Here is a 12,691-nt window from a genome sequence, read left to right on the forward strand (position 1 = left end):
TAAATCAAAGGTTCATTTATGCTATAATATTCTTAATGAATTTTCAGAAAGGAAACTCAATGCCCTACAAATTTCTACTCTTCGACCTTGATCACACCTTGCTTGATTTTGATGCTGCTGAGGATGTGGCTTTGACGCAACTTCTAAAGGAAGAAGGAGTTGTGGATATTCAGGCTTATAAAGACTACTACGTTCCTATGAACAAGGCTTTCTGGAAGGACTTGGAACAAAAGAAAATCAGTAAACAAGAGCTGGTTAACACGCGCTTTTCTCGTTTATTTGCCCATTTTGGACAGGAAAAAGACGGTAGGTTACTTGCCCAGCGTTACCAATTTTATCTCGCTCAGCAGGGACAAACTCTTTCGGGTGCTCATGAACTCTTGGACAGCCTTATCGAAAGAGATTATGAGCTATACGCTGCGACAAATGGCATTACTGCCATTCAGACAGGGCGCTTGGCTCAATCAGGTCTGGCTCCCTATTTCAATCAAGTTTTCATCTCCGAGCAATTACAAACTCAAAAACCTGATGCACTATTCTATGAAAAAATCGGTCAAGAGATTGCTGGATTTGATAAAGAAATGACACTAATGATTGGAGATTCTCTAACCGCCGACATTCAAGGTGGTAATAATGCTGGTATTGGTACTATCTGGTACAATCCCCATCATCTGGAAAATAAGACGCAAGCCCAGCCGACTTATGAAGTTCATTCTTACCAAGAATTGCTGGATTATTTGGATGCTATGTAGTGCTTTTCCTAAGAGGGGATGATATGGAAACTAAAGTCATTGAAGAGATTGACAATTTACTAAACCTCATCGAGCAGTATCAGTTAAAAGGTGTGGTTGCTCAAGTAAATTCGTTAAAAGAGTTAAAGTATATCATAAGCAATCATATAGAGTTAAGTACTCGAGAGAAGATGAATATCCACTATTCACTCTTTCTCCCTAGGGGTGGTTTATCTGAACTCTACTATATGGACGCTAATTTTGAACGGATGAAGTCTGTAAATAATCAACTTTCCTATGCTATTGATATGATTGAAAAGTTTTTAATGGCTGATTGATACTGTAAATACTAATGTCAAATAATAGGGTCAATAACAGTATATATAAGAACTGTAAAAAGTGGTTTAGATAGCCACTTTTTGCTATAATAGAGGCAGTAAAAATGAAGGAGTTGGCGATGCAACACTCATCATGGCATGCTTTGATTAAGGAGCAATTACCTGAAGGTTATTTTGGGAAAATCAATCAATTTATGGAACAGGTCTATGCTCAGGGAACTGTTTATCCACCTAAGGAAAAAGTTTTTCAGGCTCTCTTGACTACACCGCTTGAAGAAGTGAAGGTGGTGATTCTAGGGCAAGACCCCTATCACGGGCCAGGTCAAGCGCAGGGTTTGAGTTTTTCTGTACCTGACTCAATCCCAGCTCCGCCGTCCTTGCAAAACATTTTAAAAGAATTGTCAGATGATATCGGCGTTAAGAAATCTCATGATTTGACGTCTTGGGCTGAGCAGGGAGTCTTGCTTCTCAATGCTTGCTTGACGGTTCCTGCTGGGCAGGCCAATGGTCATGCTGGGCAGATATGGGAGCCATTTACAGATGCTGTGATTCGGGTTGTCAATAATCTAGACAGACCTGTAGTCTTTGTACTCTGGGGTGCTTATGCACGCAAGAAGAAGGCCTTGGTTACCAATCCTCACCACTTGGTTATCGAATCAGCCCATCCTAGTCCTTTATCGGTTTATAGAGGATTTTGGGGTTCCAAGCCTTTTTCCAAGGCCAATGCATTCTTAAAAGAGACAGGACAAGTGCCAATCGATTGGTTTAGATAAGGAGAGAATATGCCTCAGTTAGCGACGATTTGCTACATTGATAACGGAAAAGAACTGCTCATGCTCCATCGCAATAAGAAGCCCAACGATGTCCATGAAGGCAAATGGATTGGTGTGGGTGGAAAGCTAGAGCGAGGTGAGACTCCACAGGAATGTGCAGCGCGTGAAATCCTCGAAGAAACAGGGCTCAAAGCCAAGCCAGTACTTAAAGGTGTTATCACTTTTCCTGAATTTACGCCAGATTTAGACTGGTACACCTATGTTTTTAAGGTGACAGAGTTCGAGGGTGACTTGATTGACTGCAATGAGGGGACCTTAGAATGGGTTCCCTATGATGAAGTCTTAAGCAAGCCAACTTGGGAGGGTGATCACACCTTTGTTGAGTGGCTTTTAGAAGATAAACCTTTCTTTTCAGCAAAGTTTGTTTATGATGGGGATAAATTGTTGGATACCCAAGTTGATTTCTATGAATAAAGGAGAAAGCAGATGCTACTAATCAAAAATGGTCGTGTAATGGATCCCAAGTCTGGTTTGGATCAAGTGTGTGATGTTTTAGTGCAAGATGGGAAAATTGTCAAAATAGCTGCCGAAATCAAGGAAGAAGGAGCAGAGCTAATTGATGCTACGGGCCTTGTTGTTGCGCCTGGACTAGTCGATATCCATGTTCATTTCCGTGAACCTGGTCAAACTCATAAAGAAGACATTCATACTGGGGCCCTAGCAGCCGCTGCAGGTGGCTTTACAACCGTTGTCATGATGGCTAATACTAGTCCAACCATTTCGGACGTAGAGACTTTGAAAGAAGTTCTCCAGTCTGCTGCCAAGGAAAAGATTAACGTCAAGACAGTTGCGACTATTACCAAGAACTTTAATGGCCAAGACTTGACAGACTTTAAGGCTCTTTTAGAAGCTGGAGCCGTTGGTTTTTCAGATGATGGAATTCCGCTTGAAAGTAGTAAAGTGGTTAAGGAAGCAATGGTAGAAGCCAAAAAACTCAATACCTTTATCTGCCTTCATGAGGAAGATCCAGGTTTGAATGGAATTCTTGGCTTTAACGAAAACATCGCTAAAGAACATTTCCATATCTGTGGAGCGACAGGAGTGGCTGAGTACGCTATGATTGCGCGCGATGTTATGATTGCCTATGCAACCAAGGCCCATGTTCACATTCAGCATTTGTCTAAGGAAGAAAGTGTCAAGGTGGTGGAGTTTGCTCAAGGACTAGGTGCGCAGGTCACAGCAGAAGTAGCGCCACAGCATTTCTCTAAGACAGAAGCTCTTCTTTTAACTCAAGGAAGCAATGCCAAAATGAATCCTCCACTTCGTTTGGAGTCAGACCGTCGTGCCGTTATCGAAGGTCTCAAGTCAGGTGTTATCACAGTTATCGCAACGGACCACGCGCCTCACCATGCAGATGAGAAAAATGTTGAAGATATCACCAAAGCACCATCTGGTATGACAGGTTTGGAAACCTCTCTTTCTCTTGGTTTGACTTATTTGGTGGAAGCTGGTGAGTTGAGCTTGATGGAATTGCTAGAAAAAATGACTGTCAATCCAGCCAAGCTTTACAACTTTGAAGCAGGTTACTTGGCTGAGAATGGTCCAGCGGATATCACTATCTTTGACGCTAAGGCTGACCGCCTTGTGGACTCCCATTTTGCGTCAAAAGCAGCTAATTCCCCATTTATCGGTGAAACTTTAAAAGGGCAGGTTAAATATACCATCTGCAAGGGACAAATTGTCTACCAAAACTAGATGGGATTCTGCTCTAGAAACTATAAGAATAGAGAGCGTATATGTATCCAACCCATCAATTTAAAGACAAGTTTGTCTTATTTCTTAAGATATTTTTCCCTATTCTGATCTATCAATTTGCCAATTATTCTGCCTCTTTTGTTGATACAACCATGACTGGGCAGTACAATACCATGGACTTGGCGGGGGTGTCAACCGCAACGAGTCTATGGAATCCTTTCTTTACTTTTTTAACAGGGATTGTTTCGGCCATGGTTCCCATCATAGGCCATCATCTGGGACGGGGCAAAAAGGAAGAAGTAGCATCTGATTTTTACCAATTTATCTACTTGGCTTTCGGACTGTCTTTGGTCTTGCTTGGAATGGTAGTATTCTTAGCGCCACCTGTCTTAACCAACATCGGACTAGAAGCTCAAGTGGCGGCAGTTGCAGTTTCCTATCTTTGGTACCTGTCTATTGGAATTATTCCCTTGTTGCTGTTCAGTGTCATTCGCTCTTTGTTGGATTCTCTTGGATTGACCAAGCTATCTATGTACCTCATGCTCCTATTACTTCCGCTCAATAGTGGTTTTAACTATCTCTTGATATATGGAGCTTTCGGTTTCCCTGAGCTTGGTGGCGCAGGAGCAGGACTAGGAACTTCACTAGCCTATTGGGTTTTATTGGGGATTTCTATTCTTGTTTTATTCAAACAAGAAAGGTTAAAAGCGTTACATCTTGAAAAACGCATTCCACTAAATATAGATAAAATCAAGGAAGGTGTTCGATTAGGTCTACCAATCGGGGGAACCGTATTTGCTGAAGTAGCCATTTTCTCCGTGGTTGGACTAATCATGGCTAAGTTTTCATCGCTCATCATTGCCAGTCACCAGTCAGCTATGAATTTTTCGAGTCTCATGTATGCTTTTCCTATGAGTATTTCCTCTGCTATGGCGATTGTTGTGTCTTACGAGGTGGGGGCCAAACGTTTTGAGGATGCAAAAATCTATGCTCGTCTGGGGAGAGTAACCGCCCTTATTTTTGCAGGTCTTACCCTATCTTTTCTCTACATTTTTAGAGATCGTGTAGCAAGTCTATATGGGAATGACTCTCACTTCATTGAAACAACTGCTGTATTTCTAACCTACAGTCTCTTTTTCCAGCTAGCTGATACCTTTGCGGCTCCGCTCCAAGGAATTTTAAGAGGGTATAAGGACACTATCGTTCCTTTCTATCTTGGTCTAATCGGATACTGGGGAGTAGCGATACCTCTAGGATATCTACTAGATCAAGTAACTGACTTAGGGGCATTTGCCTACTGGATTGGGTTAATTGCCAGCTTGATTGTTTCTGGTTGTTTGTATCAATGGCGTTTGAAAACCGTAATGAAAAGATTGAGCTAATTTTAAGAAAATATCCTGATAAACGACTTTGTGAAATAATGCTCTAACTAGAGAGAATCCCTGTTTTAACAGGGATTTATTTTTTTATATTGTGAAATTTTAATAGCCATATACTTTGACAGTGTATACTAAAAAAGGTAAAATAGTAAGGTAAGTACAAAGTTAGAAAGGCAAGATTATGTCAACTTTAGATAAGAATCTTTTGCTAGAGATGTTCCGTAAGATGGAAGAAATCCGTCGCATGGACTTAAAAATTGCTCAGTTAGTGAAAAAGGGGAAAGTTCCCGGTATGACTCACTTTTCTGTCGGAGAGGAAGCTGCTAACGTCGGAGCGATGCTGGCTCTTAATCCAGATGATCTGATTACCTCAAATCACCGTGGCCATGGTCAAGCTATCGCTAAGGGGATTGACCTCAACGGCATGATGGCTGAAATCCTTGGGAAGTACACTGGAACCTGTAAAGGAAAAGGTGGTTCTATGCATATCGCTGACCTGGATGCTGGTAACCTTGGTGCCAATGGTATCGTAGGTGGTGGTATGGGAATCGCTGTCGGTGCAGCCCTCAGTCAGCAAATGCAAAACACTGGAAAAATCGTCGTTTGCTTCTTTGGAGATGGTGCGACCAACGAAGGTGTCTTCCACGAAGCAGTAAACATGGCTTCTATCTGGAACCTTCCTGTGATTTTCTACTGCATTAACAACGGTTATGGGATCTCTGCGGATATCAAGAAAATGACCAATGTGGAGCATATCCATCAACGTAGTGCGGCATATGGAATTCCTGGAATGTTTATCGAAGATGGAAACAATGTCATCGATGTTTATGAAGGATTTAAGAAAGCTGTAGACCATGTTCGTGGTGGCAATGGACCAGTTTTGATCGAAAGTATCACTTATCGCTGGCTTGGTCACTCATCATCTGACCCTGGTAAATATCGTACGCGTGAAGAAGTGGAATTGTGGAAACAAAAAGACCCAATCGAAAATCTACGCAAATACCTCATTGAAAACAATATTGCAAGTGCAGAAGAATTGGAAGAAATTCAAGCACAAGTCAAGGAAGCAGTAGAAGCTTCTGTTAAATTTGCAGAAGAAAGCCCATTCCCACCACTAGAATCAGCATTTGAAGATATTTACGCGGACTAAGGAGAAAGAGATAAAAATGGAAACAAAAACAATGTCCTTCCGTGACACCATTATCCTTGCTATGTCTGAGGAAATGCGTCGCGATGAAAATGTGTTCTTGATGGGAGAAGACGTCGGTGTCTTCGGAGGAGACTTCGGAACTTCTGTTGGAATGCTTGAAGAATTTGGTCCAGAGCGTGTCCGTGACTGTCCTATTTCTGAAGCTGCCATTTCTGGAGCAGCAGCAGGAGCAGCCATGACGGGACTTCGTCCAATCGTCGATATGACATTCATGGACTTCTCGGTTATTGCCATGGACAATATCGTTAACCAAGCTGCTAAAACACGTTATATGTTTGGTGGTAAAGGTCAGGTTCCAATGACTGTCCGCTGTGCAGCTGGTAACGGAGTTGGTTCTGCGGCTCAGCACTCGCAATCTCTAGAGTCTTGGTTTACTCACATTCCTGGACTTAAGGTTGTAGCTCCTGGAACACCTGCGGATATGAAAGGACTTCTCAAGTCAGCTATCCGTGATAATAACCCTGTTATCATTCTTGAGTACAAGTCAGAATTTAACCAAAAAGGGGAAGTGCCAGTTGATCCAGACTATACACTCCCACTTGGGGTTGGGGAAATCAAACGCGAAGGTACAGATGTAACAGTCGTTACTTATGGCAAAATGCTTCGCCGTGTAGTTCAAGCTGCTGAAGAATTAGCAGAAGAGGGAATTTCAGTTGAAATTGTGGACCCACGTACCCTTGTTCCGCTTGATAAGGATATCATCATTAACTCAGTGAAGAAGACTGGTAAGGTGGTGCTTGTCAACGATGCTCACAAAACAAGTGGCTATATCGGAGAGATTTCAGCTATTATTTCAGAATCAGAAGCATTTGATTATCTAGACGCACCAATCCGCCGTTGCGCCGGAGAAGATGTGCCAATGCCTTACGCGCAAAACCTTGAAAATGCAATGATTCCAACAGTTGAAAGCATCAAAGATGCAATCCGTAAGACTTATAACAAAGAATGATACATAATATAAGTTATGTAAATAAAATAAAAAAGACGAGAAACTTTGTATCTTTTAGGTGCGAAACTCTTTTCGCCCTTGATATCATAGAGTTGAACACGGGCTAAAAGCTCGGAAAAAAGATAAATCTCCTTGGCTTCATCGAAGCCAGCATTGATTTCCTATTTTTCAGTCGCTTTTGACGCCCTTTATATCATGTAATTGAATTCGGACGGAGGTCTGTGAAAAAAAGATAGATTTCCTTGTGTTCATCGAACACATCGTCAATCTCCTATTTTTTCATTGCCCTCTTCGTCCTAAATATCTTAGTATAGAATTGGAGAGGTCATGGCTGATGACAAGCTAAGAGCGACTCCTGCGGCTAGAAAGTTAGCGGATGATCTAGGGATCAACCTCTACGACGTTTCTGGCTCAGGTGCAAACGGTCGTGTCCACAAAGAAGACGTGGAAACTTATAAAGACACAAATGTGGTTCGCATTTCGCCACTTGCAAAACGAATTGCCCTCGAACATAACATTGCTTGGCAGGAAATCCAAGGAACGGGTCATCGTGGTAAGATCATGAAGAAGGACGTTTTGGCCTTGCTTCCTGAAAATATCGAAAACGACACCATCAAGTCTCCTGCTCAAATCGAAAAAGTGGAAGAAGTTCCAGACAATATCACTCCTTATGGTGAGATTGAGCGTATTCCAATGACACCAATGCGTAAGGTTATCGCGCAACGTATGGTTGAATCTTACCTAACTGCGCCAACTTTCACACTCAACTATGAAGTTGATATGACTGAAATGCTGGCCCTTCGTAAGAAGGTTCTTGATCCGATTATGGAAGCGACTGGTAAGAAGACTACTGTAACAGACCTTCTTTCACTCGCTGTTGTGAAAACATTGATGAAACACCCATACATCAACGCTTCATTGACAGAAGACGGCAAGACCATTATCACTCATAACTATGTCAACCTTGCGATGGCGGTTGGTATGGATAACGGTCTAATGACACCAGTTGTTTACAATGCTGAGAAGATGAACTTGTCAGAGTTGGTCGTTGCATTTAAAGACGTGATTGGTCGTACCTTGGATGGCAAATTGGCTCCAAGTGAGTTACAAAACTCAACCTTTACAATTAGTAACTTGGGAATGTTTGGTGTTCAGTCCTTTGGTCCGATTATTAACCAACCCAACTCAGCAATCCTCGGGGTGAGCTCAACAGTAGAAAAACCTGTAGTTGTCAATGGTGAGATTGTTATTCGTCCTATCATGAGCCTAGGATTAACCATTGACCACCGTGTCGTAGATGGTATGGCTGGTGCTAAGTTTATGAAAGACTTGAAAGCCTTGATTGAGAATCCGATCTCAATGTTGGTTTAAGTCAGCTATTGTTATTTTAGAGATTTAGAAGGAAGTAAGACATGGCCTTAGAAGTAATTATGCCAAAAGCCGGCGTAGATATGACAGAAGGACAAATTGTCCAATGGAATAAAAAAGTCGGAGAATTTGTAAAAGAAGGAGAAATCCTTTTGGAAATCATGACTGACAAAGTCAGCATGGAATTGGAAGCCGAAGAAGATGGGTACTTGATTGCCATCCTCAAAGGAGATGGTGAAACTGTCCCAGTAACTGAAGTTATCGGTTACCTTGGTGAAGAAGGGGAAAATATCCCAACAGCTGGTGTGGCTGCGCCAGAAGCTAGCCCTGCTCCCGCAGCTAGTGCTTCAAACGACGACGGCAAGAGCGATGATGCCTTTGATATCGTTGTGATTGGTGGAGGTCCTGCTGGATATGTAGCAGCCATTAAAGCAGCCCAACTCGGTGGTAAGGTTGCCCTTGTTGAGAAATCTGAACTCGGTGGAACTTGCTTGAACCGCGGCTGTATCCCAACTAAGACCTACCTTCACAACGCTGAAATCATCGAAAACATCGGTCATGCAGCAAACCGTGGTATTGTCATTGAAAATCCAAACTTCACTGTAGATATGGATAAACTTTTAGAAACTAAATCTAAAGTTGTCAATACCTTGGTAGGTGGTGTTGCGGGTCTTCTTCGTAGCTACGGAGTTACTGTTCATAAGGGTGTTGGTACAATCACTAAAGACAAGAATGTCTTGGTAGATGGTTCTGAATTGCTTGAAACCAAGAAAATTATCCTTGCTGGTGGTTCAAAAGTCAGCAAGATTAACGTCCCTGGTATGGAATCTCCACTTGTGATGACCAGCGATGATATTCTTGAAATGAACGAAGTTCCAGAAAGCCTCGTAATCATCGGTGGTGGGGTTGTCGGTATCGAACTCGGCCAAGCATTCATGACATTTGGTTCAAAAGTAACTGTTATCGAAATGATGGACCGTATCGTGCCAGCTATGGATGCGGAAGTGTCTAAGAATCTTCGCTTGATTTTGGAACGCAAAGGTATGACCATCTTGACAGGTACAAAATTGCAAGAAATCATCGAGGAAAATGGCCAACTTCGTATCAAGGTTGAAGGAAAAGACGATATCATTGCAAATAAAGCTCTTCTTTCAATCGGTCGTGTACCAGACCTTGAAGGAATTGGCGATGTTGAGTTTGAATTGGATCGTGGTGGTATTAAGGTCAATGAGTACATGGAAACTTCTGTTCCTGGAATCTACGCACCAGGTGACATCAACGGTACTAAAATGTTGGCGCACGCAGCCTTCCGTATGGGGGAAGTTGCTGCTGAAAATGCCCTCAAAGGAAACCATGCTGTTGCTAAATTGAACTTGACTCCAGCAGCTATCTACACTCTCCCTGAAGTAGCAGCAGTAGGTCTGACTGAAGAACAAGCACGTGAGAAATACGATGTCGCAATCGGTAAATTCAACTTTGCAGCCAACGGTCGTGCCATTGCATCTGATGCTGCTCAAGGTTTCGTAAAAGTTATCGCTGATAAGAAATACGGGGAAATCCTTGGTGTGCACATCATTGGTCCTGCAGCCGCAGAATTGATTAACGAGGCATCAAGCATTATCGAAATGGAAATCACTGTTGAAGAAATGCTGAAGACTATCCACGGACACCCAACCTACTCTGAAGTGATGTACGAAGCATTTGCGGATGTTCTAGGAATGGCCATCCATTCACCTAAGAAAAAATAAACAAGATTTTCAACTAAATTTTCTTAAAGTAGTACGGACGGCAGCGACCTCTATTAGAGTTCCATGCCTAAAAATTGAGCCTCTTGTCTCAATTTTTCCGAGAAATGTAACGATAACACGTTACATTTCTTTTTACCACTTTAGAAAATTTGATTGCTATGAACAGAATTTAAAAACTAAATTTTTGGAAATACTATGAAATACATTATCAATCATTCAAACGACACTGCTTTTAATATCTCCTTGGAAGAATATGCCTTTAAACACCTTTTGGATGAGGATCAAATCTTCCTACTTTGGATTAATAAACCTTCTATCATTGTTGGGCGTCACCAGAATACTATCGAAGAAATTAACCGTGATTATGTCCGAGAAAATGGCATTGAGGTAGTCCGCCGTATCAGTGGTGGTGGAGCTGTTTATCACGATTTAAACAACCTCAACTACACCATCATTTCAAAAGAAGATGAAAACAAGGCATTTGACTTCAAGAGCTTCTCAACTCCAGTTATCAATACCTTGGCTCAACTAGGCGTTAAAGCTGAGTTCACAGGCCGTAATGACCTTGAGATTGATGGCAAGAAATTCTGTGGCAATGCCCAAGCTTATATCAATGGGCGTATCATGCACCACGGTTGCTTGCTCTTTGACGTTGATTTGTCAGTCCTTGCTAACGCCCTCAAGGTTTCAAAAGACAAATTTGAATCAAAAGGTGTGAAATCTGTCCGTGCTCGTGTAACCAATATTGTCAATGAATTGCCAGAAAAAATCACAGTTGAAGAATTCCGAGATTTGCTATTGGAATACATGAAAAAAGAGTATCCAGAGATGACTGAATACGTTTTTTCTGAGCAAGAATTGGCCGAAATCAATCGTATCAAGGATACCAAGTTCGGTACTTGGGACTGGAACTACGGTAAATCACCTGAATTTAACGTCCGTCGTGGTACAAAATTCACCAGTGGTAAGGTTGAAGTTTTTGCCAACGTCATTGAATCAAAAATCCAAGATATCAAGATTTACGGTGATTTCTTTGGTATCGAGGACGTTGCAGCTGTAGAAGATGTCCTTCGTGGCGTGAAATATGAACGCGAAGATGTCCTTAAGGCCATAGAAACTATTGACATTACACGCTACTTCTCTGGAATTAGCCGTGAAGAAATCGCTGAAGCAGTAGTGGGGTAAAAAGAAAAGAAGTTGGTTGTATGGCCAGCTTCTTTTTTGAACTACAATTTACATAATTTATAATATGTAATGTGTAATATTTACAAACTATCTAAGGCATTCTTTTGTTCATCATTGACAATATGGGTATAGAGGTCAGTGACTTGTGTGCTGGCGTGTCCTAGCTGATGGCTAACCAAAACTTGCGATTTAGTTGCATCATAGAGCCTAGTTGCTAGGGTATGGCGCAGTTTGTGGGGAGTTACACGCACTTTGAAGTCCTCAGAGTACTTAGCAACCATCTTTTCCACGCTGGAAGCATCGATACGATTGGGAACACCTCGATAGAGTGTCAAAAAGAGTGCTGTATCCGTCTTTTCCGTCCTATAACGTTGATTTCGAATTGCTAGATAATTCTCTAGGTAAGGCTTAGCAAAGGCAGCGACATTGACCGAGTCACGTTTGCCACCTTTTCGAGTGACATCAATGACCATCATTTTGAGATTAAGGTCTCTTAGATCCAGATTAACGGCTTCAGATAAGCGGACACCAGATGCTAGGAGAAGGGCAATAATAGCCAAATCACGTTCTTTATTCTTATTAAATGATGAGAGAGCGCGATTTGAGAGCTGTTGTGGGTACTCCTGGTCGATATAGGTTAGAAAACCTTCTGTTTCATCACCTAGAAAGAGTTTTTGCTTGATGTTTTCAGCTCTGGCAGCAAGAGTTTCTTTCTTTTTCTTGGTTGAAACTTTCTTCATTACATTACGATAAAAATAGGGCTCTCCTTGGTCGTTTTCAACTTCCTCGGTCAGATACTTGTAAAGACTGGAAAGTGCTGACAAGGTCCGATTGATAGTCGTCTGAGAAACACCTTGCTTGGTTGTATTGGCATTCAACAAAGGTCGTTCTCTTAGATATAGGATAAAGGATTCCATATCTTTCTTTGACATGTTTTCCAAGACCGATAAAGGAATGTCAGACATTTTATCAACATTTGAAATACCAGACTCCAAAACCCAGCTGAAAAATCGATCGTATTCCTTGAGGTATTCGTACAAGGTTGTAAAACTGTAGGGAACAGCAAGCTTGGATTGGTAGTATTCCAGAACATACCAGGGCATGATTTGTTTTAGTTTGTCGATTCGTTCCAGTAAAATCTCACGTTTCATGTATTTTCTCCATAATTAAGTCTACTAGTAGTATAGCATAGACTCCTATATTTTTCAAGAAAATTATAGTTTTTCGGAAAGATGTTATAAGAAACTTAAAACTG

The 12,691-nt window shown here is 41.7% G+C and carries 12 protein-coding genes; 11 read left to right on the forward strand and 1 reads right to left on the reverse strand.

The features are described 5' to 3' along the window. Positions 1-59: 59 nt before the first annotated feature. The 11 genes from pynA (at position 60) to lplA (ending at position 11,436) form a co-directional block, all read left to right on the forward strand. Complete coding sequence (gene pynA / locus CO686_RS04385) at positions 60-752, forward strand: pyrimidine 5'-nucleotidase PynA (protein ID WP_001146405.1); 693 nt, start codon at positions 60-62, stop codon at positions 750-752. Between the two features lie 23 nt (positions 753-775). Beyond that, a complete protein-coding gene (locus CO686_RS04390; RefSeq protein ID WP_000448758.1) occupies positions 776-1,069 on the forward strand; it encodes a hypothetical protein in 294 nt (97 codons plus the stop codon). Positions 1,070-1,188: 119 nt separating this feature from the next. Next, positions 1,189-1,842: a uracil-DNA glycosylase gene (locus tag CO686_RS04395; RefSeq protein WP_001164853.1), complete on the forward strand. Its 654-nt coding sequence runs from the start codon at positions 1,189-1,191 to the stop codon at positions 1,840-1,842. A 9-nt stretch (positions 1,843-1,851) separates the two neighbouring features. Beyond that, positions 1,852-2,316, forward strand: a complete 465-nt coding sequence (locus CO686_RS04400) for an NUDIX hydrolase (RefSeq protein WP_001135768.1) — start codon at positions 1,852-1,854, stop codon at positions 2,314-2,316. A gap of 12 nt (positions 2,317-2,328) precedes the next feature. After that, the gene (locus tag CO686_RS04405; RefSeq protein WP_000924511.1) at positions 2,329-3,597 is read left to right on the forward strand and encodes a dihydroorotase; all 1,269 of its coding nucleotides are present in this window, start codon (positions 2,329-2,331) and stop codon (positions 3,595-3,597) included. Between the two features lie 41 nt (positions 3,598-3,638). Continuing rightward, the gene (locus tag CO686_RS04410) at positions 3,639-4,979 is read left to right on the forward strand and encodes an MATE family efflux transporter (RefSeq protein ID WP_070800463.1); all 1,341 of its coding nucleotides are present in this window, start codon (positions 3,639-3,641) and stop codon (positions 4,977-4,979) included. A 178-nt stretch (positions 4,980-5,157) separates the two neighbouring features. Further along, on the forward strand, positions 5,158-6,126 hold the full coding sequence (locus CO686_RS04415; protein WP_096753559.1) for a thiamine pyrophosphate-dependent dehydrogenase E1 component subunit alpha: 969 nt from the start codon (positions 5,158-5,160) through the stop codon (positions 6,124-6,126). Between the two features lie 16 nt (positions 6,127-6,142). Next, the gene (locus tag CO686_RS04420; RefSeq protein ID WP_000448708.1) at positions 6,143-7,135 is read left to right on the forward strand and encodes an alpha-ketoacid dehydrogenase subunit beta; all 993 of its coding nucleotides are present in this window, start codon (positions 6,143-6,145) and stop codon (positions 7,133-7,135) included. A gap of 327 nt (positions 7,136-7,462) precedes the next feature. Then, positions 7,463-8,506, forward strand: coding sequence for a dihydrolipoamide acetyltransferase (locus CO686_RS04425; protein WP_096753560.1), 1,044 nt, complete (start codon positions 7,463-7,465; stop codon positions 8,504-8,506). A 41-nt stretch (positions 8,507-8,547) separates the two neighbouring features. Beyond that, positions 8,548-10,251, forward strand: a complete 1,704-nt coding sequence (lpdA, locus tag CO686_RS04430; RefSeq protein WP_096753561.1) for a dihydrolipoyl dehydrogenase — start codon at positions 8,548-8,550, stop codon at positions 10,249-10,251. Between the two features lie 195 nt (positions 10,252-10,446). Next, entirely contained in the window at positions 10,447-11,436 is a 990-nt protein-coding gene (lplA, locus tag CO686_RS04435) for a lipoate--protein ligase (RefSeq protein WP_096753562.1), read from the forward strand. An 80-nt stretch (positions 11,437-11,516) separates the two neighbouring features. Here lplA and xerS read toward each other — a convergent pair whose 3' ends face one another. Further along, positions 11,517-12,587 carry a tyrosine recombinase XerS gene (gene xerS / locus CO686_RS04440; protein WP_096753563.1) on the reverse strand — a complete coding sequence of 357 codons (1,071 nt, stop codon included), beginning with the start codon at positions 12,585-12,587 and terminating at the stop codon, positions 11,517-11,519. Positions 12,588-12,691: the final 104 nt, after the last annotated feature.

It is taken from the genome of Streptococcus oralis (assembly GCF_002386345.1).
In the GTDB taxonomy this organism is placed as follows: Bacteria; Bacillota; Bacilli; order Lactobacillales; family Streptococcaceae; genus Streptococcus; species Streptococcus oralis_S.